This window comes from Novosphingobium sp. 18050, from assembly GCF_902706195.1.
GTDB lineage: Bacteria > Pseudomonadota > Alphaproteobacteria > Sphingomonadales > Sphingomonadaceae > Novosphingobium.
Genome location: NZ_CACSJO010000006.1, coordinates 172,423 through 195,904, shown reverse-complemented (window position 1 = coordinate 195,904; position 23,482 = coordinate 172,423). Strand labels below are relative to the sequence as shown.

Genomic DNA, 23,482 nt, shown 5'->3' with positions numbered 1-23,482 from the left:
GGGCCGGTCAGGCTTTCAGCGATCCAGCAGCGGCAGGATCTGCTTCGATATGTCGTCTGCGCCCGTGCCTTGATGACCCAGCGCGCGCAGGAAGGCCATTTCGCTTTCGCTGACGCTGCGGTTTTCAACCCAGTCCCACACAAGGTCACGCTGGGCGAAGCGCCAGCGGCCGTCCGCGCCGCGGCGGTAATGGTCGAGGTAGCGACCGCCGACATAGTCGTGTCGTAGCTCGGGCTGTGTCACGCGGTGCATGCCGAAAAAGTAGACCTCGCCCTGCGCCTCGTCGCCGTCGAGGGCGAACACGGTGTTGACGATATAGTGTGCGCTGTTCTCGAAAGCGGCCATGATCTGCGGCTGCCAGTCTATGTAGGCGTCGATGCCGCCGCTGAACAGGGAGCCGTGGTTGTCGATGGCGTCCGCATGGTAGCAGGCGCGCAGGAGATCCATGTCACGCCGATCCACCGCGCGGGCATAGCGGTTGACGAGGTCGCGCAGTTCGGCCTTGTCGAGGAGCTCGGCGAGACGTGTATCGAGGTGGTCGGCATCGGCATGCTGGAGGGTCATGATACGGCCTCTATGGCGGCTTGGCGCACTTTCGCGCGCTGGACTTTGCCCGATGCAGTGCGCGGCAGGGCCTCTACGAACTGGATGCGCTTGGGGCATTTGTAGGCAGCGATTTCGCGGCGGACGTGGGCCATGATGGCTGCGGCGTCCCCGGAGGCAGCACCGGGGCGCAGTTCCACGGCGGCGCAGACCATCTCGCCCCACTGCGCGTCAGGCACCCCGTAGACCGCGCAGTCGGCGATATCCGGGTGTTCGCGCAGGACCGTTTCGACCTCGACCGGATAGACGTTTTCGCCTGCCGAGTTGATCATGTCCTTGATCCGGTCGGTCAGGTAGAGGAAGCCTTCCGCATCGATCCGGCCGCCGTCACCCGAACGGTAGAAGCCGCCCGCGATGGCCTCGGCCGTGGCTTCGGCAAGGCCCAGGTAGCCGGCCATCATCGTATCGCCGCCAACCCAGATTTCGCCGGGCGTTCCGCGCGGGACAACCTGCCCATCTGCATCGCGGATCTGGATTTCGATGCCGGGCAGCGCCTTGCCGACCGACCCCAGCAATTCCGGTCGTGCGAGGTCATGGTCCTGCGGTTCAAGGATGGTGATTGTGCCGCACATCTCGGTCATGCCGAAGTATTGCAGGAACTTGCAGCCGATCTGCTCCAGCCCGCGCCGCAGCAACGGCGGGTCCATCGCCGCCGCGCCGTAGTGGATCGCGGCAAGATCGGGCGCGCGAACATCGCGGGCCAGCATCTCGCCAACGAGTCCGCGCACCAGTTGGGGGACCATGAACGTGCGGGTGACGCGCCATGCAAGGCAGGCGTCGAGCAGCCCGGCGGGTGTCATGTCGGTGGTCAGCACCAGACTGCATCCGCGTTCGAGGCCGCAGATCGCCCAGCTGATGCCCCCGATGTGGAACAGCGGCAGCGGCGATAGCAGCACTTCGTCGGCGGTCCATTCGGCGAAGGCGGGCAGGGCGTGCTCCTGCCGGCGGGCAAGGGTGATCGCTCGCTCGGTCGTCTCGACGCCCTTGGGCGCGCCGGTGGTGCCGCTGGTGTAAAGGAGGACGCTGGGCTGCTGCCAGTCACCGAAGCCGGCATCGGGTAACGGTTCGCCGGTCAGCCACTCCGCATCGAAAGCATCGTTGCCGACGATGCGCAGACCCTCGGGCGCGGCCATGTCCAGTTCGCCGCGAAAAGCGGTGTCGCAGAACGCCATGCGCGCGCCGGAATCGGTTAGGATATGGGCGATTTCGCGTGGTTTCTGGCGCCAGTTGATCGGCACCAGTACCAGCCCGCTGCGCATGGTCGCCAGCAGCAAGGCGAAAAAGCGCGGGTGGTTGGCGCCCAGGAACGCCACCCGTTCACCGGGGAGCAGGCCCTCAGACGCGAAGCGGGCCATCACGGCACGCACCTGGGTATCGAGCTGCGCGAAGGTGACCTTAAGGTCGCCCATGGCGAGGGCCAGGTGGCCGGGCCGCGTCGCCGCCAGGCCCGCGATGGAGCGGCTGATGCCCACCACCCCGTCGATCTCCAGCAGCGCCCCGTTCACGATCGACAGGTTTGCTTCCCCGCCTTCGTTCATCACCGCAGCCTTTCCGTCATCGGCAGTCAGACTGCGCACAGGCGGTCGATACGGGCGTGGAGCGCGCGCAGGCGGCATTCCTGATAGCGACCGAAGTAAAGCGGCTGGTCCTGCTTACCCTCACGCGCGCCTTGCTGGACGCCGGGGACGTTGCCCATATCCTGGTCGAAGACCTCGTCGAATAGTCCGAAGCCGACGTTATTGGCCTGGTAGCTGTCATCGAAATCGAGGTCGATGCGCTGGGCGGCCGGGGGACGCTCGCCGTTGGCGGGCATGGGTAGCAGGAAGCGGATGTCCATGATGCACTCGTCCGGGTTCTCGCCCAGCGGCATGTACTGGTAGAACAACGGCGCGCCTTCGCCCCACCACGGAAACCAGTTCGGGAACATGTAATACTGCACCGCGTCGAGCATTTCCGCGTCCGAAGTGGCGCTGAAATCGCGGCCGGTCATTGCCGTGGTCACGCCGCGCCGGTATTCGGCGGCAAAGGCGCGGTCGAGCGTCTCGATCTGTGCGAAGTCGGGCATGTCGATCCCCGGCGGAGTGACTGCCTTGCACATTTCGATCACGGCGGCGCGGGTGTCCGCCGCCTCGCCCAGTTCCGGGCTGGGCACGGCCGAAGGCGTGATCGAGCGCGAGATCTGCGCGTGTTCGTCTTCCCAGATGTCGTAAAGCGTGTTGGAATCGCCATTGAAACTTTGCGCCTGCGGATGCGTCTCGCTCAGGTGCCAGCCTTCGAGAAAAGCCTCCATCGCGACCTTCCAGTTCGAGCGCACTTTCTTGCGCACGTGGATCGCGGTCCAGCGCTTGTCGAATTCGTAGTCGGCGAAGTGTTCGGTGAGTACACCCAGCGCGGCCGAGAGCGGGCCGGCACCGGTATCGGGATTGATGAAGATATTGCCGCACCACGTATCGCAGGGCACTTCGGGAAGGTCCAGGTGTTCCTTCTGGGCCTGCGGGAAATCCCAGTCGCCGGGCTGTTTGCTCATGGTGCCGTCGATGTTCCAGGTCCAGCCATGGAACGGGCATTTGATCTGGTCGCCGGTGCTCCAGTTCTCGCACAGCTTGCGTCCGCGGTGCAGGCAGCTATTCCAGAACGCCTTGAAGGTGCCGGGTGCGGCGTGGACGATCATGAACGACATGCCGGCCACGGCATATTCGATGCGGTCGCCCACCTCCGGAATTTCTTCCTCGCGGGCGGCGAACTGCCAGGTCTTCTTCCAGACATGGTCGCGTTCCAGCTTGGCGAACTCTGCCGAGAAATAGCGGCTCCGTGGGATCGCATCACCCTCGAACGCAAAGCTGCCGCGCGCCAGAAGGGCGGGGTGGACCGTGCGCGTATCCTTCGCAAGAAGGTCGTCGTAAAGCGGGCTTACGGCCGTGGCCACGCCCTGGATGATGGACTTGGGGTCAAGTTTCATGGGTCACCTCTCCGGTCTGCGGCGGGATGTGATCCCGTAAGCAGCAAGAATCTCTCGTCGGCTGCGTCTGTGCGCGCGTATTTCGATATTTGGTAACATAGCGAACTATATTGAGCAAGGCCGGGGCGACCTGAAATAGCACCGGATCAGAGCAGGCTTAGCCCGCCGTCGACGAAAATCTCGGCCCCGGTGATGTAGCTTGCATCGTCGCTGGCAAGGAATGCCACGGCCTTGCCGATCTCCATCGGTTTGCCCATGCGGCCCATGGGAATGGCATCGATCATGGGCTGGATCAGCTTGATGGCGGCGTCGCTGTTTCCGTCCATAGCATCGCCCAGCAGCATCGCCGTTTCGTGGGGTCCCGGGTGGATGGAGTTGCAGCGGATATCATCGCCGCCCTGCGCGCAGGCCACCGCGACATTCTTGGTCAGTAGCGCCAGCGCCGCCTTGGTCGGCGAATAGGCTGTGGTCAGTCCCGCGATCATGCGCGTGCTGTTAGAGCTTATGTTGACGATCGAGCCATGCCCGGCGCTGCGCATCGAGGGCAACACGGCCTTGATGCCCCGCATCGCGCCGAAGTAGTTCACGTTCATGATCTGCTGGGCAGCGTCGACCTCGATGTCGTCGATCGTGCCGGGCAGGTTGATCCCGGCGTTGTTGACCAGCACGTTGATCTCGCCAAAGGCCGAGATCGTGGCGGCTACGACGGATTGCCACTCCTGGTCGCTGGTCACGTCATGGCTGTGGTGCCTAGCCTGAAACCCATCCTGTGCGAGGGCGGCCGCGGTCTCCGCCACGCTTTCCAGCACATCGGTCAGCATCACGGCGGCGCCTTCGATAGCCAGCGCCCGCGCTGCCGCTGCGCCCAGCCCGCGCGCTGCGCCGGTCACGATGGCGACCCGTCCTTGCAGTCGGCCCATATCGTTTTCTCCCAAAGGTTGCCGTGTCAGCGCAGGATGCTGCCGGCGATGATGTTGCGCTGAATTTCGTTGGTGCCGCCGAAGATCGACCAGCAGCGGCTGTAGAGGTAGCGATGCGCGCTCATGCTGGCCTGCGCGAAGGCGCCCGGCTCGCTGCCGGGAGCAAGGTGCAGGTCGTGCGGGTCGTGTACGGCGGCGAGCGGTCCTTCCAGCATCAACCCGATCTCGCAGAGTGACTGGAGCACTTCCGTACCGCGCACCTTGAGGATCGAAGCCTCTGGCCCGGTCTTGGCCCCGCCGGCCGCCCACTGCGCAACGTAATGGTCCTCCATGGCGATCAGCATCGCCAGTTCGGTTTCTGCCACGACAATGCGTCCGGTGATGGCATCAAGGCTTGCGGCGGACAGCGAGCCGGCCTCGCGCGCCGTTGCCAACCGTTCGCGAAGCTGGGCTAGCAGGCGCATCTTAGGTCCGGTATCGGCGATCGCCACGCGTTCATTGGCGAGCAAGAACTTAGCGATGGTCCAGCCTTGCCCCTCGGCGCCGACGAGGTTCGCTGCCGGCACCCGGACGTTGTCTAGGAAGATCTGGTTGGTGTGGTGCTGCCCATCGATGGTAACGATCGGCCGGATGTCGATCCCCGGCGATGTCATGTCGATCAGCAGGAAACTGATGCCCGCCTGCGCCTTCACCTCGCGGTCTGTGCGTACCAGGCAGTGCATCCAGTCGGCCCAGTGGGCTTCAGTGGTCCACATCTTGGCGCCGTTGACGATGTAGTCGTCGCCGTCGCGCACTGCCGTCGTCTTGAGCGAGGCGAGGTCGGAGCCGCTGTTCGGTTCCGAATAGCCCTGGCACCACCACACATCGCTGGAAAGTATGCCCGGCAGATGCCGCGTGCGCTGTGCTTCATCACCGAACGTATAGAGCACCGGCCCGACCATCGAGACGCCGTAGGGAATGATGAGCGGCGCATCGCCCAGCGCAGCCTCTTGCAGCAGCACCAGCTGGCGATGAATATCCCACCCGCCGCCGCCATGTTCGCGCGGCCAGGCGCTGGCGAACCAGCCCTTGTCCGAGAGGATCTTCTGCCAACCGACATAATCGGCCTTGGCGATCTCCAGCCCTAGCCGGCCCTTGGCGGCGAGATCGGCGGGCAGGGCGGTGCGCACGAATTCGCGCACTTCGCCGCGGAAGGCGGCAAGTTCGGCTTCTTCATGATCGCCCAGCGGGATCGGGCTCCCGCGCGCGGCCAGCCATGCATAAAGGTCGTCCGCGCACGCAGCCTCTGCCCGGATCGCGGCGAGGCGCTTGAAATAGTGGCTGACCACCAGTTCGTCGCTGACACCCATGCCGCCGTGAAGCTGCACGGCCTCGTGCGCCACGCGGCGGGCCAACCCGTCGATCGCGGCCTTGGCAGCGGCGGCGAGGGGCAGGGCCTGCGCAGGATCGGTGTCGAACAGCGTCACCAGTCGGTCAGTAAGTACGCGTGCTTCCTCGGCGGCGATGAACATGTCGGCGGCGCGGTGCTGCAGCGCCTGAAAGCTGGCGAGCGGCGTGCCGAACTGCTTGCGCGTGGCGAGGTACGCGAAAGTCTGCTCGTTCGCCGCGCGCATGATTGCGGCGGATTCGGCGCAGAGGCCGATCAGATGCAAAGTAAGCAGCCGCTCGACGAGCGAGCCGGCGTGGCCGAGCAGCAGACCCGCAGGCGTATTGTCGAGGTGTAGCGTCGCCCCTCCCGATCCGTCGATCAGGCGGGTAGTATCGATCCGCAGCCCGGGCGCATTGGCGGCGACGAGGCAGAGCGCCGTGCGCCCGTCATGTATAGCCGTGACGAGGAAATGCGTGGCCACATCGCCTCCGCGCACCAATGCCTTGGTGCCACTGACACGCCATTCGCCGCCGTTCTTCCCCATGTGCGCAGCGGGTTGGGCCAGCGGATCGCCGCCCTCGCCATGCGCCAGTAACGCAATCGCCTGGCCTGCCAGCATTTGTTCCAGCAGAGGGGCTTCCTCCGGCAGACCGGACAGCACATGGGCGGCCAGCGCGGTCTGGAGCAGCGGTTCGACTGCGAGCCACGTGCCCGCCTGCGCCATCAGCGTCGCAAGATCGCGCGCCGTTCCGCCGAAGCCGCCTGCCTCCTCCACCGCCAGCGCGCCGATGACGCCCTGTTCGGCCAGCATCGGCCACAAGTGGAGGCGGTCCGGCTGCTCTGCGGATAGCCGGTGGCGCCGGGCCTCGAACTCGTTTTCGCGAGCAAGCAGGCGGCCGACCATGTCCGCCATCATCGCCTGGGTTTCACCGCTTTCGAACATCGCTCATCTCAACCGGATTCTCATTTCTATGATAGTTCGATAGCGAACCATTATCGCAAGGTAAACCGCCTGAGCGCTCTCAAACGAGAATTCGCAGGGGTCAGCGCCCGATGTATATCGGTTTGCGCTTTTCGAGGAAGGCCGTCACGCCTTCGCGGTAATCGTCGGTGTGCTTGCACAGGCCTTCGTAGGCGATCATCGCTTCGTAAACGGTAGCGGCAAGCTGGCGCAGCGGCAGGTTCGCGGTGACCTTGCTGTAACGGATCGCGGTTTGTGCGCCTTTCGCCATTCGCGCGGCATAGGCGGCGACAAAAGCCTCGAACTCGTCCTGCGGCTTGACCAGTGCGATAAGTCCGATGCGCTCGGCCTCGACGGCGTCGAGCGCATCGCCGGTAAGCAGGTAATGCCGCGCCTTGGCATAGCCGATCAGTTGCGGCCAGATGAGCGAGCCGCCGTCCCCGGTGGAAAGCCCCAGCCGTACATGCGGATCTGCGAATCGCGCAGTCTCCACCGCGATCACTACATCGCACAGCAGGGCGATCGAGGCACCGAAGCCAATCGCATCGCCGTTCACGGCGGCGATCACCGGCTTGGGGCATTCCAGCAGCGAACCGACGATCCGGCGCATCACGTGCGATTCCCCCACGAAGGGGGCGAGGCCGGTTTCCAGTTCGTCCGCCAGCCACTGCAGGTCACCGCCCGCGCAAAACGTCCGCCCGGCACCGGTAAGCACGATCACGTCGCAATCGGGATCGCGCGCGGCGTCCTCGAACACGGTGGCCATTTCGGTATGGAGCTGCTCTGTGACGACGTTGAGCCGGTCGGCCATGTCAATGCGAATGGTCAACACGCGTCCGGCATAGTCGAAAGCGAGGGCGGAATAACGCTCGGAAGGCATCATGATTTGTCAGGCCTAGGCAATGACGACGTGGTTGTCGCCGGAACTGGGATGCACTTGCGAACGGCCCGCCGGGTAGAGATTGAACACCGCCGAGTCGCCTTCCATACCGCGCAGCAGTGTCAGCTCCATCGGCGCATCGCATTGCTCGAGCAGCTGTGCGACCACGGTCTGGAAGATCTCGGAGGAGCGCAGCACAGCCAAGGCGTTTTCATCCTTGTACGATTCGATCGTGTAGAAGGTGCGGTCGGCGCGGTCCCAACCATAGTAGACGAGGTTGCACTGTGCATTGAGGAGGTCGAGCGAGCCGCGCCACAGGGCGTCAAAAATCGCTTCGAATGCGGCGCGTTTCGCCGGATCGACATGGAAGCGCGCGATAAAACAGCTAGATTGCGTGGTGACGATCCCCGGCATGCCTGTCCCTCTCCTGCTTTCTATTTGCGGCAAAGCTAAGGAGCTGTTCGGGAGAGTCAAAGATAAAGTTCGCTAGAGAACGAAATATTGGTACGTTTGCATGCTTGTATATGAATTGGAATTCATCGTAGACGGATCGGATGATTTTTCTGATCGAAGCGAACGACCTTGAGGGTATGCTGGAGCGTCGCCTGGCCTTGCGCGATAGCCATCTCGCCTATTGGCGTAGCTTCGGCGATCGGGTCGCGGCGGGCGGTGCCCTCATGTCCGGCGATGGTCAGGACGCCTTGCCCATAGGCAGCATGCTGCTTGTCGAGGCGGAAAGCATGGGGGAGGCGCGGTCCATGCTGGCTGCCGATCCGTTCACGCTCGAAGGTGTTTTTTCCGGGGATGTCGGAGTGCGGCGCTGGCGGCCGGGGATCGGTCGCTGGTGCGAGCCATGACCGGATCTGGAATAATTGCGCAGCCTACAGCCAATGCCGGATTTCGGCGCTATAGGGCGGGAATGAGGTTACTTTGAGCAACAAGCAGATGACACGCCCCGTCGCCATCCCTCGCGCTGGCGATCCCACGGACGAAAGCGAACTCAACTGGTTCCGTCTCGGCTACCTGGTTCACGATGTTTCGCGTATGCGGCGCACCCTTTATGACCAGCACCTCAAGACGCTGGGGATCACTCGGTCGCAGTGGTGGGTACTGGCGAATATTTCGCGCCAACCGGGTAAGGGCGTGGTCAGTTCCACCCTCGCGCGCGACATCGACGTGGGCAAGGTCACGCTCAGCGGCATCGTCGACCGGCTCGAAGTGGCGGGTTATGTATATCGCCGTCCGGACAAGAAGGACAAACGCGCCAAGCGGATCTACATCACCGATTCTGGCTACCAGTTGATCGATGAGATGCGCACTATCATCGAGCCGCTCAATCGGCGCATCTGTGCGGATATGACCGACGCCGAAATCCATGCGACCGAAGATGGCCTCGCCAAGGTCAAGGCAAACCTGAAGCGGATGCTGGGCGAGGCTTGACGGGTGGCGGGGCGGCGCCTCGCGCCGCCGTTGAGATAGGAAGGGGCGACCATGAGGTTGCCCCTGTTGCGTTTCAGCCCCGCTTGCTGGCGCTGCTTACCTGCCAGCACATGACGAGAAGCCAGACGAAGAAGGCTCCTGCTGCCGCCCAGAACGCCAGAAGGCCATCCCAGGCGAACGCGCCCGTGCGCACGAAATAGGCGAAACCGCCGGGCACGAACAGAATGGCGATCCAGATGTTGAAGTAGGCGACCCAGCGCGGGTAGATCGGCTGCGCGCTGCGATCCGCGAACACCCCGGCGGCGATCGCTCCGAACTGGGCGATGAAGGTCGGGAAGGCTGGAATGATCACCAGCCAACCCATATCGTTGAGCAATTGAGTCAGCGCAGGGTCTCGTTCGGGCCGGAAGGCGGCGGTTGCGAGGATCATTATCGGTAGCATGACAGTTAGCATGCCTACCGTCCCTGCACCGAGCTGCAAATAACAGGCGGTGCGGCTGCGAATCTCCATTCGCCGCATCTGCCCCGAAATCGCGCCGACAAGGGCAAGATAGCCGACCAATCCGAATAGGCTGAGAACCATCCCGCTGCGGATTGCGACCGCATGTTCCGTATATAATGTCGCAATTTCAGTTTGTTGTAGCATGGGTGATGGCGGCGGAACGAAGCCCGCGAGCACAAGTCCGACTCCAAAGAATGCGGCGCAAAAAGGCCCGCCCCAAGCGCAAATTCGTTCCAGCATGATGATCCCCTTCCCGATCAAGCCGTTCTGGCTTGCCGCCATTTAGCCATGAAAATGGCGGATTTTGCAAATTTTAGTTCGCTTACGTACATTTATCCTTGGACGACCGAGGCGAAAGCGGTATTGCAGCCTTCAGAAACCGTAATGGTCCAACATAAGCTCAATGGGAGGTTTGCTTGAAGAAGCGCGCATTGTATCTGGCTACCGCTGCCTCGGTCGTCCTGACCGCTCCTGCCTATGCGCAGGATGCAAACGAAAATGGTTCGCAGGCGTCCGATACTGCACCCGAGCGGTATCTCAACGAAATCGTCGTCACGTCGCAGAAGCGTGCACAGAACCTTCAGGATGTGCCCGTAGCTGTGACAGCGATCGACGGTGCTGCGATCAAGGCCGCCGGTCTGGAGGCATCCTCTGAACTGTCGAAGCTGACGCCTGGCCTTTCGGTCAACCGTAACGCCAACTTCGTGGGCCTGTTCCTGCGCGGTGTCGGCACGATCTATGCCAACCCCGGCCTCGAGGCATCGGTCGCCGTCTATCAGGACGACACCTATATGCCGCGTACGGCGACCTCGACTTTTGCCTTCAACGATATCGAGCGTATCGAAGTGCTCAAGGGGCCGCAAGGAACGCTTTACGGCCGCAATGCGGCGGCGGGCGCGGTGCGTATCATCACCAATGATCCCAAGATGGGGAAGTGGGAAGGCAAGGCCTCGATCGCCTCGGGCAGCTTCAACCGCATGTCGATCGACGGCGTGGTCAATGCCCCGCTGGGTGACAAGTTGGCCTTGCGCGTCGCCGCGATGTACGATTCCAATGACGGCTATGTGAAGTCTACTTCGCCGTTCATCGACGACCTGCAGGGCCGCAACCAGTACCACTTCGCCGGCAAACTCAAGTTCGAGCCGACCGACACGCTGACCCTGAAGCTCTCCGCCGACTACGGCATCAAGAAAGACCGCGAAGGTCAGGCATTCATTGGTCTCGACCAGACCTGCCCAACCCAGATCGCAGTCTGTCTTGGCGGCAATGCCGGGCCGTCGCCCGACGAGGATTTCTACACATCGACCCAGGACTATCCGCCCAAGGGCGTGAAGGGGGATCAGTTCCGCACCAAGAACTGGGGTCTGGCCTTCCGCGGCGATCTTGAGACCGGACTTGGTACGCTATCGTCCATTACGGCCTACCGCTACTATTCGTTCACCGGAGGGGCGGACCTCGACGGGGCCGACATTCCGTTTCAGCATGCGCTGACCAACGGCGAATATACCAAGTCCTTCAGCGAGGAAGTCCAGCTCGTCTCCGGTGGGTCGGGACCGCTCAACTACACGTTGGGATTCTTCTACTACAAGGAGAAGTCCGGCAGCGACTTCAACGTTTCGGGCGCGGCGATCAATGGCCAGCTTGGCGTGACCGATCCTGCCGTCAACGGCGGCGTGCTGGACCAGCCGCACCTCAGCGCACGCACATCCTTCGACATCGAATCCTGGGCGCCCTATGGGCAAGTTGATTACAAGATCACCGATACGATCTCGGTCATCGGGGGGCTGCGCTACACCAAGGAAAGCAAGCGTCAGAACTACCAGGACCTGTTGGCGGTCTTCCCTGCGCTCGGAGTGGAATCCTCGGTCTATGGCGGCGCGTTCGGGCCGCGCACTGGCAAGTTTAACAAGCTGACCCCCAAGCTGGCCGTTCAGTTCGAGCCGAGCAACGACGTCATGGTATATGGCGGCTGGAGCAGGGGCTTCAAGTCGGGCGGCATCAACTCGCCGGACTTCGCACGCTCGCCGATTGTAGAACCCGAAGTTCTCGACAGCTATGAAGTCGGCCTCAAGTCGCAGTTCGGCAACGTGCGCCTGAATGCGGCGGCATTCTACTACGATTATAAGAACCTGCAGGTGCAGATCACGTCCACCCAGTGCGGCGGGTCGTGCGTGCAGAACGCGGCCAATGCGAAGGTCAAGGGCATCGAGGGCGATCTCGACTGGGCCCCGACACGCTCGCTGAGCTTCGGCCTTGGCGGCAGCTACCTCAATACCGAGTTCACGAATTTCGAGGGCGGGCAGTCGTTCGTGCCGTCCAATTCCACGGCCGCCTGCGCTGCCGCAGGCGGGCTTCCGGCGGCATCATGCCTGGGTTATTCGGTGACACCAGCCGATCATAGCGGCAACCGGTTGCCGCAGGCGCCGAAGCTTTCCGGCTACATTCGTGGTTCGTATACGTACTTCATGAATAACGGGTCGACGGTGCGGCTCTACGGTCTCGCGTCGTACTCGGGTGATTATTACTATGGTCCCGACGCCAGCTTCGGCCGCGAACCATCGAAGACGCTGGTCTCCGCCTCGCTCACTTTCACCAGTGCGGACGAGAAGTTCGTGGGCAGTGTGTTCGTCGACAACTTGCTGGATGAGGAATATAACACGCAGTACGCCCGCCAGGAAACCGGTGGCTGGCGTGTACCCGGGCCGCCGCGCACTTGGGGCGTACGCTTGACCCGAAACTTCTGATCCCTCGCAGCTTCTTATCTCCAGGGTAGGTCGGGCCTCTCTCCCAACTATTTTTCCCCTTGAGATTACCTGCCGCCGGGGCTTTGATGCCCCGGCGGTTTTTCTTTGCGCTTGTCAGTTATAGTCGCCTTCGTAGCTGGCCTCGCCCATCGGCAGTTCATCGACGCGGGGCATGCGGGTGAGCTGGTTGCCGCCGTTGACCGGGATGTTCAGCCCGGTGACGAAAGCCGGCCCTGCCAGCCAGAGCGCGGCATCGGCATAGTCTTCGGGCAGCCCGACGCGGCCGAGCGGAACCTCGCGCGCATATATGTCCTCTACTCCGGGGATGGCGAAGAGGTCCTTGGCAAGGTCAGACTTGATCGGCCCTGGCTGGATCGAATTCACCCTGACGCCGCGCGGACCATATTCCAGCGCCGCATAGCGAACCAGGCAATCGGTGGCGGCTTTGGCACAAGCGTAGGCAAAGTGGGGGTGGATCGGCTGTTGCGCGCTGTAGGAGCTTATCAGGATCACCGATCCGCCGTCGTTCATCCTTGCGGTGGTTTCGCGCACGAAGTGCAGCATACCGAGGTAATTGACGTCTAGCGCGCCTTGCACTTCGGTCATGGAGAGGCTGGCGATCGATCCGATCACTGGCAGCGCGGCGGCGTTGACGGCGATGTCTAGCGGCCCGTCCTGCGCTGCGAAATCGGCCAGTGCGGCGATGTCCTTTGCCGATCCCGCATCACAGCGCAGGAAGCGGCAGCCGATTTCGGCGCCGAGCTTGGCCAGCTTGTCGTCGCTGCGCGCCGCGATGGTCACGTGCGCGCCTTCGCGGGCCAGCGCCCGGGCGATGGCGAAGCCGGTGCCGCCCTTGGCCGAAGCCCCCAGAATCAGCGCATTCTTGTCCGAAAATCTCATCTATCCTTGCTCCCGAAAGGTGCCGCCGCTTATCCGGCCGAACACAAATTAGTTCGCAAGAGTACTTTCTTCTTGACCCGGTGCAATGGTGAACTTAGCTCGGATGGTAAGAGACCCCGGCCATGCACGGGGAATAACGGCAGTAAATTAAGCGAAAGGGGAGGAATCCATGGCTCTTTTGGAAGGCCGGACAGCAATTGTAACCGGTGCCGGTCGAGGGTTGGGCCGCGCTTATGCGATCATGCTCGCCAAGCACGGTGCCAATGTCGTCGTGAACGATCTCGGATCGTCGGCTGCGGGCGACGGCGCCGACACCACACCGGCTGAGGAAGTCGTGTCCGAGATCGAAAAGCTGGGCGGAAAGGCCGTAATCAATACGGCCGATGTATCCAACTGGCAGGCGGCGCAGGACATGGTGGCGCAGGCCGTCGATACGTTCGGCAGCCTTGAAATCCTCGTCAACAATGCCGGCATCATCCGTGATCGGATGCTTGTGAACATGTCCGAGGATGAATGGGACAGCGTCACCCGCGTCCACCTCAAGGGCACCTTCGCACCGCTGCACCATGCCGCCAATTACTGGCGCGTGCGCAGCAAGGGCGGTGAGACCTTCGACGCCAGCGTCATCAACACCACTTCGCATAGTGCCCTGTTCGCCAATATCGGGCAGACCAACTATGCGGCGGCCAAGGCGGGCATTGCGACAATGACCGTCGTCGCGGCGCGAGAACTGGCGCGTTTCGGCGTGCGTCTCAACGCCATCGCCCCGCGCGCCCAGACCCGTATGACCGAAGGCCTGCGCCAGCTCACCGAAGAGCAGGTACGCCGCCGCCAGCCCGAATGGATTGCCACGCTGGTCGCCTATCTCGCCAGTGAAGACGCCAAGGCCATTAACGGCCGTGTGTTTGAGGCCTGGGGTTTCGGCTATTCGGTGATCGAGAGCTGGCAGCACGGCCCACGCATGGACGCTGCGCTTGATCCTACCGAGATAGGCGAGGAACTGAACAAGATCGTGCGCTTCGCCCGGCCGAATGCCGGCATTGACCGCGACTCCTGGCTGGACCCCTGATCCGGGAGCGAGGGAATGGAGACCTTCCCCGATTTCTGCACCGAATGGTTCGTCAGCTACATGAACCGGCGGAAGGGGCAGGCCGTCACGGTGGACCGTTTCGAGCGGTTCACCCGCGGGACTTCGCGCCAGACATGGTTCGTGCATTATCGGGGTGAGGACGGCGCGCCGCAGTCCGTCACGATCCGCACCGACCATCCGGCCGGCGCGGGCGATCCGACCAGCCTCGATCAGGAATTCGCGATCTACGATCGGCTCGGCCGGATGGGCCTGCCTACTGCTCGCGCGCTTTATTGGGAGGAGGACCCGGCATCCTGCCCGCGCCCTTTCTTTGCGCGCGAATTGATCGACGGCAGCTGGCAGATCGGGGGCTATGCGCTGGCGGGCGAGGACGGTGCCCGTATCCGTTTTGCCGCCGCGCAGGAGCATATGCGCGCACTGGCCGCTGTCCACGATGCCGACTGGCGCGCAGTAGGCTTCGCCGCGATCCTCGGTGCGCCCGAGGATGAAGCGGATGCGGCGCGGTTCTATGTCCGCCGCCAGCGCGCCCTGCTGGCGGAATTCGGCGCGGAGCCTCAGCCTTTGCTCGCCGAAGTGGCACGGGTTCTCCTCGAAGGCGCGCCGTCCGCCGGCCGTGTAAGTCTGTGCAAGGGTACAAACGGACTGGGCGAGGAAGTCTTCCGCGACGGCCGGATCGTCGCCCTCAGCGACTGGGAGGAGGCTTGGATCGGCGATCCCGCCAGCGACCTCGCGATGGTGCAGGGTTTTACAGAGGTTATTGTCATCGATGGCGAGACGGTGTGGGACCTCGACCGCGCCGTGGCCTACTACAACCAGGTCGCAGCGGTTCCTGTCACCATGGAAAACGTGCGTTATTATCAGCTTGCTCGCATGTTCGGACGGCTGGTGATGTTCGCTTACACCACCACCGTCGTCCAGCGTAGCGCCAATGCCACCGTGCGGCAAAGCTGGACCGCCACCGAAGTGCAGCATGCAGTGAAACGGGTACTCGCCCATGCGCTGGGGCTCGGCGAAGGGCCTGACCCGGCGCTGTTCGAGGAACTGAACCAGTCTGTCGAAATGCAGGCACAGGAGGCAGCGTCATGATCCACCCGACTTGCCGCGAGGTGCTTGCCACAGTCGCGGCCAGCTTCTCGCGAGAGATCGTGCCTGAATTGTCTTCTATCGAAGCACGTAGCAGCGCGGCGACGATCGAGCATCTGCTGCGCCACGTCATGCTGCGCATCGAAGAGGAGGGCGAGGTGCTGATGCGCGACATCGCCCGACTGCGCACCCTGCTGGCACACATCGCCGACTGGATGGAGCAGACCGGGGCCGTGTCGCCGGAGAGCCTTAGCACCGCGCTGGCAAACGAACCTGCCGACTTGTGGACTTTGCAGAGACAGGGTGATGAGGCGCTGCGTTTGCGGGCTTCGCTGGTCGCGGTTCAGGCCCAGCTCGACGGTCTGGCTGGGGATTGGGCCGGGAACGAGGGGTATCAGGCCCTTCGCCGGGAAATCGGCGGCTATATCGGCGCACAGTTGATGGACGAGGCGCGCCTGATCGCGCCTGCATTTTCGGGCAGGGGGCCAAGGCGATGATCCGGTACGAGGCGACTTACGAAGGTCAGGTGCTGCCTTTCGCGCCCGTTGTCCCCGAAGATGACCTGCTCCACGCGAATGAAGCAGACGCTCCATTTAACCGCGTCGAGACGTATCTCCTTGGCTTCAACGTCCCCGAGGCGGACATTAACTGCAATATCTACCTGCTGTGGCATCCGGCGCTGGCGACGATGTCGGCGCATGTCTTCGTGAACCGGGGTGCGCTGCGGTTCGGGCATCAGCTGGAATCCGCCTACTTCAACGAGCATCTTTATCTCCCGGCTGCCGAGGGCCCAAGCCGCTTCGCCCTCGAACTGGGCAGCCTGACGATGGACATCGCCATCGCGGAGCCGCTCGAACGCCTGACCATCAGCATGAACGACGTGGCGCGCGGCTTTGCGTTGGATCTGGAGAGCCGGGCGCTGTTGCCTCCGGTCGGTCGGCCGGGCGGCAAGCACTTCACCCAGCTGATGCATAACCGGGGCGAACTGACGCTGGCGGGTGAGCATTTTGCCATCGACAGCCGCTATGTCCGCGACAGGAGCTGGGGCTACCAGCGCCCGGAACAGCCGGAGGACACCCCGCCCTATCGCTGGATCACCGGCTGGGACGACACCGGCGACGGCTTCGTTATCGCCTGGCTCGATACCGCGATGATGGGTGACGCCTATGCTTCGTGGCGTACCGAAGAAGCGCACGCGCGCGCCGCGAACAAATGGGAACACGGCGGTGCCACCCCAAGCGTCACGCTACGCAGCGGCTGGATTTCGAAGAACGGCGAGCCGCGGGCGGTCCGCTCGGTGACGATTGCGTGCGAGGCGGACGCGGACGATCCGCGCATGACCCGTGCAATCGTTCTTGAAGTGACTGACGCGGCGGGCGACAGGCACAAGTTGCGCGCCGCTGTGCGGCAAAGCTACCCCAAGATGTACTGGGGCACTATGTTGACATGGATGCATCTGATTGAACTGGACTGGGACGGCCGGCCCGGCCACGGCGACCTGATGGACACATTCTCGCACTGGCACATGAAGGGCTGAGCCAGCGGGCCTGGGTGCGATGCCGGGCGGCGAGGCCCGAAAGCCCCGCGCCCATGCCGATATCGCATTTCACGCAGCCGTCACGGCCGGCGATTTTTCCGCTTCGGCCTGCGCAATCAGCCGCGCCGCCTCGCTTATGAAGCGGGGGAAGTGGTGAAAGGGCAGGATCGTGAGCTTGATGTCATCCACCGGGCCATTGCTGAAGCGCGTGGCCAGGATGTTGCCTGCCGCTGCGTTGCGCACGTGGGCCCAGACCCGGTAAAAGCGCAAGGCCTGCGGGTCGACATCATCGCCTCCGCCGGCGCGGTAGGCCGCCATGAAGCGGTCCCAGTCCATCGCGCCTTCGGTGGCCATGGCGATGTAGCCCAGTTCCTCCGCAGGATCGCCGATATGAGCGAACTCCCAGTCGAGTACAGCGCTTAGTTCGTCGTCCTCGAACAGGAAGTTGTGGAAGCCGAAATCGCCGTGCAGCAATGCCGCGCGCCCCTCGCGGCGGGGTACGTTGTCGAGTAGCCAGCTGAAGATCGCGCAAAGCGCGGGCGAGGGGGTGTGCACCTCGCTGCGGTAGTAGTCGTACCACCCGGCGATGTAGCGGCGCGCCGCCTCGCTGCGCGGCAGGTGCCACAAGTCGGGAGAGATGAAGCTGGAGAGCGTGCCGAGTTCCTCCAGCGGTTCAAGCGTGTGCAGCCGCGCGGCAATATCGCCCAGTACATCGGCGAAGCGCGCGGGCACGGTGGCAGCGGCGCCGAAGATGTCTCCGCCGAGGCGTCCGGGAGACTTCCGCATGACGATGAAGTCACCGCCTGGCACCAGCGCGTGTTCGGTATCGACCCAGAGTGCGTCGGGTGCGGGGAAGCCCCGCTCGAATGCGGCCTTGATGACGGGGTATTCTCGGAAAACCTCGTGGCAGTCGTTCGTTAGCGAATCGTTTCCGCCCGGATCGCGGCGCATGACGAACTCGCCGGAAAACGCCTCGCCCGAAACGGCGAAAAGAATCGTCTCCTTGCCGAAGCCGCCGGGGAGCGGCGCGAAAGACGTCACGGTCAGACCTTGTTCGTCGAAGCGGTCTCTCAGGTAGCGTTCCAGTATGTCTCGGGTAACGGCCAAGTCGGTTTCCGCGCCCGCTTCCTCGGCATCGAGTTGCCCGGCCAGATCGCCGGCTTCCCAGCGGACCAGAACTTGCGCAAGCGACGCCTTTTTGGTGATCGCGCGGTCGGCCAGCAGGGCGTGGATGCATTCTTCGAACTGCGAGAGGACATCGCGAATGTCTGCTTCAGCGTCTTCGATCGTGTCGGGTAACGGGGCTTCAAGGTCATGCAGCAGTGCATCACAGCGATCGCGCCCTTCGCTCGATTCAGCTACCAGCGCACGGACCTGTTCAAGCGCAACGGTCAGTGCCCGCGCCTGCGCCTCCAGTGCCTTCAGCCCGCCGTGGGAGCGGGTGGACAGCAGGTTCAGCGCATGGCCTATCGCCACCCCGGCGGAGGCCTGTACCCCCGCCTGACTGAGCATCGGCTGCATCCGTCGATACTCGCGGCGGGTCGCGTGGAGGAGCTTGTCGTTCGGGATCAGCATTGCTCAGCGCCTCGCCGTATAGGTCACGTCGAGGCTGTCGAGCGTATGGACGTGATAGAGCGCGGCGAACTGCGGACGCGGCTTTTCGGGGTCAAATGCCAGCCCATCGACGCGGGCGAGCAGCCGACCTACGGCAATGCGCATCTCGGTACGGGCCAGTTGGTTGCCGATGCAGAAGTGGATTCCGCGGCCGAATGCGAGGTGGTTCTTCGCCCCCTTGCGATCGAGATCGAGCTTTGATGGGCAGGCGAACTGCGCTTCGTCGCGATTGGCAGCGAGATAGCTGACTTGCACGATCGCGCCCTTGGGCAGCGCCACGCCCCCGATCTCGGTATCGGCCAGGACTTCACGGTAAAGGTGTGGCGAGGGCGCGTGGAGACGCAGGATTTCCTCGCAGTAAGTGCCGATCTTATCTGGCTGCCCGCGCAGGGTCTGAGCCAGCTCGGGATCTTCGATCAGCTTCGACAGAGCGATGGCGATGGCGCTTGTGGTGGTCTCGTTGCCGGCTACCAGAAGCTGTTCGGCAATGGCGACGATTTCCGCAGGCGCGATCGGGCGGCCGTCCACCTCCGAGTTCGCGACCAGGCTGAGCAGCTTGTTGGCAGGCTGCTGCTGATATTCGCGGGCGCGGTCGTAAAGGTAGTTCTGGGCTTCGATCAGCAGGTCGGCCAGTTCCAGTTCGCGCACCGGGTCAAGCGCGGGGTTGATCATCTCGATCTCGGCGTCGGACCAGGCTTTGAACTTGCGCCACATTTCGCGCGGGACGCCAAGCTGGTCGCAGATCACGAACATCGGGATCTTGAGGCTGTATTCGTGGAGCAGGTCGGCGGCGCCCGATTCGGGAAGCGCGTCGATCAGGGCGTCTGCGATCTCCACGATCCCCGGCTCAAGCGAGCGCACGAAGCTGGGTGCGAACACTTTGTCTACGACGGCGCGGTAGCGGCCGTGGTCGGGCGGATCGTTCGAAACCAGCGTATGGATGCGCGGGAAGCCGTTCTCGCGAAAGCGGCGCTCGATCTCGGCGGCATTGGGGCTGTGCGCTTTGGAGATCAGCAGGGTGGTCTTGTTGGAAAAAAGCGCCGGATCGGCATTGACCAGCGCCACGTCGGCATAGCGGGTGACAACGAAAAACCCGGTGATCGGATCGCGGTACACGGGCGATTCGGCATGAAGCTGCTCGATGAAGGGAAAAGGGCAGCGCTGGACGGCGGGATCGGCGAAACTGCTGGGGGATTGCGCGTTCAAGGCTGTATCCTCTCAAGGCTTGCGTGGCCGCTTTGAGCGTGCCATCGGTTCGCAGGCATACTAATATGCTCGGACATTCAATCAAGCCGGGAAATTTTTAGCTGCTTCGGGAGAGCTTCGTGATCGAGCAAATCAGCCAGGGACCCTATCTCGTAACGCTGTCCGAGGGGGTGCTGACGCTTACGTTCAATCGTCCCGAAGCACGCAATGCCATCCCTACCGAAGCGGTAGTCCCATTGGCCCGGCTCTTCGCGCAGATCGCCGATGACAGCGCGGTTCGCGTGGTGCTGGTAAAGGCGGCGGGCGACAATTTTGGTGGCGGAGGCGACGTTGCCGGGATGGCTGCATCGCTCGACCTGAACCGCGAGGAACGGGCGCGCAGCTACTGGCAGCGGCTCGACAATGCGAGTGCGATGGTGCGCAACTGGTGCGCAATTCCCCAGCCGATTGTTACCGCAGCACGCGGTTCGGTGGCGGGCGCGGCGATGATGTACACGCTGGGCGCGGACTTCAGTTTCGGCGATGCGAGCACCTATTTCCTCTGCGCGCACGGCCTTATCGGCCTCTCGCCCGATAGCGGGCTCAGCTACATGCTGCCGCGCGCGATCGGCGTGAAACGGGCGACCGACATGTTCCTCAGCGGGCGCAAGGTGGGTGCCGAGGAAGCGCTGGCGATCGGTCTGATCGGGCGAATCGTATCGGCCGAGGAGTTGGACGATGCGGCGGAGAAGCAGGCGCGCGCCTTGGCGCGCGGACCGCAGAAAGTGCTGCGCGACGCCAAGGCGATGATTGCCGTAGCAGCTGCGAACGGGCTTGCCGCCCAGCTTGACCTTGAGCGCGAAAAAGTGGCGGAAAACGTGGCTTTGGCGGATTTCGAGGAGGGCGTCGGCGCTTTCATCGGTAAGCGGCGCGTGCAGTTCGGAAAGGACCCTGCGCAGGGCTGAGGTGTGTCTTGGTTGTTGCCAAGGGAAGCGCGCCGTGCTTAAAAACAGTTCGCTAGTGAACGATAAATCAGGAGGATGCCTTGGAGATCGCGCTCAGCGAAGAGCAGGAAGCCATTCGCGACGGTGTCCAGAAAGTCTGTGACCAGTTCGGCGACGACTATTGGTCGCAGAAAGAGCAGGACAAGGAATTCCCCTTCGAATTCCACAAGGCCATGGCCGATGGCGGCTGGCTGGGCATCACCATGCCCGAGGAACTGGGCGGCGCTAATCTGGGCGTGGCAGAAGCTGCCGTGATGATGCACACCGTCAGCCGCAGCGCGGGCGGCTATTCCGCCGCTTCCACGATCCACCTCAATATTTTCGGCCCGCATGCCGTCGTCGTGAACGGGACGCCGGAGCAGAAGGAACGGATGCTGAAGCCGCTGATCGAGGGCACCGACCGCGCCTGCTTTGGCGTGACGGAGCCTGACGCGGGGCTGGATACCACCAGCATTCGCACTTTCGCCACCAAGGTCGAAGGCGGTTACCGGGTGACGGGGCGCAAGATCTGGACCTCTTCGGGCCAGGTCGCGAACAAGATCATCCTGCTAACCCGCACCACGCCCAAGGACCAGTGCAAGCGCCCGACCGACGGCATGACGCTGTTCTACACCGATCTCGACCATTCGCAGATCGAAGTTAAGCGCATCCCCAAAATGGGCCGTAACGCGGTCGATTCCAACGCGACCTTTATCGACGATTACTTCATCCCGGATGCCGACCGTATCGGCGAAGAGGGCAAGGGCTTTCATTATATCCTGCACAGCCTCAACCCCGAGCGCATTCTCGTAGGGATCGAAGCGGTCGGGCTGGGGCAGGGCGCGCTGGACCGGGCGGTCCGCTATGCCGGGGAGCGCAGTGTCTTCGGCCGCTTGATCGGGCAGAACCAGGGCATCCAGCACCCGCTCGCGGAGAACTGGATGTATCTGGAATCCGCCTACTGGATGCTGATGCGCGCCGCCTACCTCTACGACGCGGGCAAGTCCTGCGCGGCGGAGGCCAATGCGGGCAAGTTCCTGGGCGGACGCGCCGCGTTCGAGGCGGCGACCCGCGCGGTGATGACGCATGGCGGAATGGGCTATTCCACTGAATATCAGGTCGAACGGCTGTTCCGCGAATCCATCCTGCTGCGGATCGCGCCGATCACCGAGCAGATGATCTGCAATTTCATCGGCGAAAAGGTTCTCGGCCTTCCGCGCAGCTACTGATGCGCAGCGAAGGTTGAAGGGAAAGGCAAGAGATGAGCGATTTCGGCATTACCGCATTCGGTGCCTACGTTCCGCGCATGCGGCTCGACCGGGAAGCGATCGCGGCGGCGCACAAGTGGATGGCGCCTTCGCTGCGCAGCCTGGCGAAGGGCGCACGCGCGTTCTGCAACTGGGACGAGGACACCGCGACTATGGCGGTCGAAGCCGCACGCGATGCGCTGGCTGGAAGCGACCACGCATCGCTTCAGGCGCTGGGTTTCGCGACCACGCGGCCGCCTTATGCGGACCTTCAGCCGAGCGCGATCGTCGCCGGGGCGCTCGGGCTGCCGCGCACGATCCGCACTTTCGACGGGGCGCTGGGGCAGCGGGCGGGGACTTCGGGTCTGCTGGCTGCGCTCAAGGCGGGGGAGCAGGCGCTTTTCGTCGCTTCCGACGCGCCGCGCGGTAAGCCTGCCAGCACGCAGGAGATGACTTATGGCGCGGGCGCAGCGGCGTTCGTGCTGGGGAGCGAAAACGTGGCCGCAAGGCTGGTCGGCACGGGCAATGTGGCGGCGAACTTTGCCTCGCATTTTCGGCCCGATGGCGCGGATTTTGAATATCACTGGGAAGAGCGCTGGGTGCGCGACGAAGGCTATGCCAAGCTGGTGCCGCCCGCCGTCGATGCGGCTCTGGCACAGGCCGGGCTGACGATTGCGGACATCGCCCATTTCGCCATGCCTTCGCCGATCCGCGCGATTGCCGCTGCTGCCGCCAAGCAGCTGCGCTTCACGGGCGAAATGGTAGACGGGCTGGAAGATGGCTGCGGTTATGCCGGCTGCGCCCACGCCCTGCTGATGCTGGCGCGCGCACTGGAAACCGCGCAACCGGGTGAGCGCATCCTTGTGGTGAGCTTCGGGCAGGGCGTCGATGCGCTGGTCTTCGAGGTTACCGATGCGATTGCCGCCGCGCGTCCGGCGCGCGGCGTTGCTGGTTCGCTGGCGCGGGGAATCGTCACCGATGCGTACCTTCGCATGCTCAGTTTCCAGCAGGGCATCGAGCTGGAATGGGGCATGCGCGCGGAAAAGAACGCCAAGACCGCGCTGACCGAGCAGTATCGCTCAGGCAGCCAGATCGACACGTTCACTGCGGGCGAATGCGGTTCCTGCGGCACGATCCAGTTCCCGCAGCTTCAGTACTGCGTGAATTGCCATGCGCCGGGGAGCGGGTTCAGCGACGTGCCGCTGGTCGATGCGCCTGCCAAGGTGATGACGCAGACTTCCGACTGGCTCTCCTACTACCCTTCGCCCCCGCTGCTGGGCGGCTTCGTGCAGTTCGACAACGGTGCGCGGTTGCAGATGGAAATGGTCGATGCCGGTCCGGAGGGGCTGGAACTAGGCATGCCGCTGGAGATGGTCTTCCGCATCAAGGAGCAGGACCGGATGCGCGGTTACAACCGCTACTTCTGGAAAGCGTCTCCCCGCCTGGACGAGAACAAGGACTGATC

Annotated in this window: 21 protein-coding genes; 10 read left to right on the top strand and 11 right to left on the bottom strand. The window is 63.3% G+C overall.

Going from position 1 to position 23,482, the window contains the following annotated elements; all coding sequences use genetic code 11:
* Positions 1–15: 15 nt before the first annotated feature.
* The 7 genes from GVL61_RS08925 to GVL61_RS08895 form a co-directional block, all read right to left on the bottom strand.
* Positions 16–564: a nuclear transport factor 2 family protein gene (locus GVL61_RS08925; protein WP_159979097.1), complete on the bottom strand. Its 549-nt coding sequence runs from the start codon at positions 562–564 to the stop codon at positions 16–18.
* Positions 561–2,141: a class I adenylate-forming enzyme family protein gene (locus tag GVL61_RS08920; protein ID WP_159979095.1), complete on the bottom strand. Its 1,581-nt coding sequence runs from the start codon at positions 2,139–2,141 to the stop codon at positions 561–563. Before GVL61_RS08920 ends, GVL61_RS08925 begins: the two co-directional genes overlap by 4 nt.
* 26 nt (positions 2,142–2,167) lie before the next feature.
* On the bottom strand, positions 2,168–3,562 hold the full coding sequence (locus GVL61_RS08915) for an SRPBCC family protein (RefSeq protein ID WP_159979093.1): 1,395 nt from the start codon (positions 3,560–3,562) through the stop codon (positions 2,168–2,170).
* A 146-nt stretch (positions 3,563–3,708) separates the two neighbouring features.
* Entirely contained in the window at positions 3,709–4,482 is a 774-nt protein-coding gene (locus GVL61_RS08910; protein ID WP_159979091.1) for an SDR family oxidoreductase, read from the bottom strand.
* 26 nt (positions 4,483–4,508) lie between these two features.
* Positions 4,509–6,794: an acyl-CoA dehydrogenase family protein gene (locus tag GVL61_RS24755; RefSeq protein WP_200844681.1), complete on the bottom strand. Its 2,286-nt coding sequence runs from the start codon at positions 6,792–6,794 to the stop codon at positions 4,509–4,511.
* A 100-nt stretch (positions 6,795–6,894) separates the two neighbouring features.
* Entirely contained in the window at positions 6,895–7,695 is an 801-nt protein-coding gene (locus GVL61_RS08900) for an enoyl-CoA hydratase/isomerase family protein (protein WP_200844682.1), read from the bottom strand.
* Between the two features lie 12 nt (positions 7,696–7,707).
* Positions 7,708–8,106 carry a putative quinol monooxygenase gene (locus tag GVL61_RS08895; RefSeq protein ID WP_159979089.1) on the bottom strand — a complete coding sequence of 133 codons (399 nt, stop codon included), beginning with the start codon at positions 8,104–8,106 and terminating at the stop codon, positions 7,708–7,710.
* A gap of 140 nt (positions 8,107–8,246) precedes the next feature.
* Between GVL61_RS08895 and GVL61_RS08890 the strand changes: the two genes are divergently transcribed.
* Positions 8,247–8,549: a YciI family protein gene (locus GVL61_RS08890; protein ID WP_159979087.1), complete on the top strand. Its 303-nt coding sequence runs from the start codon at positions 8,247–8,249 to the stop codon at positions 8,547–8,549.
* A gap of 73 nt (positions 8,550–8,622) precedes the next feature.
* The gene (locus tag GVL61_RS08885) at positions 8,623–9,132 is read left to right on the top strand and encodes a MarR family winged helix-turn-helix transcriptional regulator (protein WP_159979085.1); all 510 of its coding nucleotides are present in this window, start codon (positions 8,623–8,625) and stop codon (positions 9,130–9,132) included.
* Between the two features lie 73 nt (positions 9,133–9,205).
* Here GVL61_RS08885 and GVL61_RS08880 read toward each other — a convergent pair whose 3' ends face one another.
* Positions 9,206–9,874, bottom strand: coding sequence for a hypothetical protein (locus GVL61_RS08880; protein WP_159979084.1), 669 nt, complete (start codon positions 9,872–9,874; stop codon positions 9,206–9,208).
* A 176-nt stretch (positions 9,875–10,050) separates the two neighbouring features.
* On the opposite strand from GVL61_RS08880, the gene GVL61_RS08875 reads away from it, so the two are divergent.
* The gene (locus tag GVL61_RS08875; RefSeq protein ID WP_159979082.1) at positions 10,051–12,378 is read left to right on the top strand and encodes a TonB-dependent receptor; all 2,328 of its coding nucleotides are present in this window, start codon (positions 10,051–10,053) and stop codon (positions 12,376–12,378) included.
* Positions 12,379–12,492: 114 nt separating this feature from the next.
* Here GVL61_RS08875 and GVL61_RS08870 read toward each other — a convergent pair whose 3' ends face one another.
* Positions 12,493–13,278, bottom strand: coding sequence for an SDR family NAD(P)-dependent oxidoreductase (locus GVL61_RS08870; RefSeq protein ID WP_159979080.1), 786 nt, complete (start codon positions 13,276–13,278; stop codon positions 12,493–12,495).
* A gap of 169 nt (positions 13,279–13,447) precedes the next feature.
* On the opposite strand from GVL61_RS08870, the gene GVL61_RS08865 reads away from it, so the two are divergent.
* The 4 genes from GVL61_RS08865 to GVL61_RS08850 are packed head-to-tail and all read left to right on the top strand — an operon-like array spanning position 13,448 to position 16,988.
* Positions 13,448–14,347 (top strand): SDR family NAD(P)-dependent oxidoreductase, encoded by a 900-nt coding sequence (locus tag GVL61_RS08865; protein WP_159979078.1) that lies wholly within the window; start codon positions 13,448–13,450, stop codon positions 14,345–14,347.
* 15 nt (positions 14,348–14,362) lie between these two features.
* Positions 14,363–15,454, top strand: coding sequence for a phosphotransferase family protein (locus GVL61_RS08860; protein WP_159979076.1), 1,092 nt, complete (start codon positions 14,363–14,365; stop codon positions 15,452–15,454).
* Positions 15,451–15,948 (top strand): hypothetical protein, encoded by a 498-nt coding sequence (locus tag GVL61_RS08855; protein ID WP_159979074.1) that lies wholly within the window; start codon positions 15,451–15,453, stop codon positions 15,946–15,948. Before GVL61_RS08860 ends, GVL61_RS08855 begins: the two co-directional genes overlap by 4 nt.
* Positions 15,945–16,988, top strand: a complete 1,044-nt coding sequence (locus tag GVL61_RS08850; RefSeq protein WP_159979072.1) for a hypothetical protein — start codon at positions 15,945–15,947, stop codon at positions 16,986–16,988. Before GVL61_RS08855 ends, GVL61_RS08850 begins: the two co-directional genes overlap by 4 nt.
* 69 nt (positions 16,989–17,057) lie before the next feature.
* Here GVL61_RS08850 and GVL61_RS08845 read toward each other — a convergent pair whose 3' ends face one another.
* Together GVL61_RS08845 and GVL61_RS08840 are read right to left on the bottom strand one after the other, a co-directional pair.
* Entirely contained in the window at positions 17,058–18,563 is a 1,506-nt protein-coding gene (locus GVL61_RS08845; protein ID WP_159979070.1) for a phosphotransferase family protein, read from the bottom strand.
* 3 nt (positions 18,564–18,566) lie between these two features.
* Positions 18,567–19,808, bottom strand: a complete 1,242-nt coding sequence (locus tag GVL61_RS08840; RefSeq protein WP_159979068.1) for a cytochrome P450 — start codon at positions 19,806–19,808, stop codon at positions 18,567–18,569.
* Positions 19,809–19,927: 119 nt separating this feature from the next.
* On the opposite strand from GVL61_RS08840, the gene GVL61_RS08835 reads away from it, so the two are divergent.
* The 3 genes from GVL61_RS08835 to GVL61_RS08825 all read left to right on the top strand — a co-directional run bounded on the left by GVL61_RS08835 (position 19,928) and on the right by GVL61_RS08825 (position 23,480).
* Positions 19,928–20,752: an enoyl-CoA hydratase/isomerase family protein gene (locus GVL61_RS08835; protein WP_159979066.1), complete on the top strand. Its 825-nt coding sequence runs from the start codon at positions 19,928–19,930 to the stop codon at positions 20,750–20,752.
* 80 nt (positions 20,753–20,832) lie between these two features.
* On the top strand, positions 20,833–21,999 hold the full coding sequence (locus tag GVL61_RS08830) for an acyl-CoA dehydrogenase family protein (RefSeq protein ID WP_159979064.1): 1,167 nt from the start codon (positions 20,833–20,835) through the stop codon (positions 21,997–21,999).
* Positions 22,000–22,031: 32 nt separating this feature from the next.
* Positions 22,032–23,480, top strand: coding sequence for a hydroxymethylglutaryl-CoA synthase family protein (locus tag GVL61_RS08825; protein ID WP_159979062.1), 1,449 nt, complete (start codon positions 22,032–22,034; stop codon positions 23,478–23,480).
* Positions 23,481–23,482 lie beyond the last annotated feature (2 nt).

Coding starts and splice junctions, on each gene's coding strand:
- GVL61_RS08925 (WP_159979097.1), bottom strand. CDS start 564: ATGACCCTCCAGCATGCCGATGCCGACCACCTCGATACACGTCTCGCC.
- GVL61_RS08920 (WP_159979095.1), bottom strand. CDS start 2,141: ATGAACGAAGGCGGGGAAGCAAACCTGTCGATCGTGAACGGGGCGCTG.
- GVL61_RS08915 (WP_159979093.1), bottom strand. CDS start 3,562: ATGAAACTTGACCCCAAGTCCATCATCCAGGGCGTGGCCACGGCCGTA.
- GVL61_RS08910 (WP_159979091.1), bottom strand. CDS start 4,482: ATGGGCCGACTGCAAGGACGGGTCGCCATCGTGACCGGCGCAGCGCGC.
- GVL61_RS24755 (WP_200844681.1), bottom strand. CDS start 6,794: ATGTTCGAAAGCGGTGAAACCCAGGCGATGATGGCGGACATGGTCGGC.
- GVL61_RS08900 (WP_200844682.1), bottom strand. CDS start 7,695: ATGATGCCTTCCGAGCGTTATTCCGCCCTCGCTTTCGACTATGCCGGA.
- GVL61_RS08895 (WP_159979089.1), bottom strand. CDS start 8,106: ATGCCGGGGATCGTCACCACGCAATCTAGCTGTTTTATCGCGCGCTTC.
- GVL61_RS08890 (WP_159979087.1), top strand. CDS start 8,247: ATGATTTTTCTGATCGAAGCGAACGACCTTGAGGGTATGCTGGAGCGT.
- GVL61_RS08880 (WP_159979084.1), bottom strand. CDS start 9,874: ATGCTGGAACGAATTTGCGCTTGGGGCGGGCCTTTTTGCGCCGCATTC.
- GVL61_RS08870 (WP_159979080.1), bottom strand. CDS start 13,278: ATGAGATTTTCGGACAAGAATGCGCTGATTCTGGGGGCTTCGGCCAAG.
- GVL61_RS08865 (WP_159979078.1), top strand. CDS start 13,448: ATGGCTCTTTTGGAAGGCCGGACAGCAATTGTAACCGGTGCCGGTCGA.
- GVL61_RS08860 (WP_159979076.1), top strand. CDS start 14,363: ATGGAGACCTTCCCCGATTTCTGCACCGAATGGTTCGTCAGCTACATG.
- GVL61_RS08855 (WP_159979074.1), top strand. CDS start 15,451: ATGATCCACCCGACTTGCCGCGAGGTGCTTGCCACAGTCGCGGCCAGC.
- GVL61_RS08850 (WP_159979072.1), top strand. CDS start 15,945: ATGATCCGGTACGAGGCGACTTACGAAGGTCAGGTGCTGCCTTTCGCG.
- GVL61_RS08845 (WP_159979070.1), bottom strand. CDS start 18,563: ATGCTGATCCCGAACGACAAGCTCCTCCACGCGACCCGCCGCGAGTAT.
- GVL61_RS08825 (WP_159979062.1), top strand. CDS start 22,032: ATGAGCGATTTCGGCATTACCGCATTCGGTGCCTACGTTCCGCGCATG.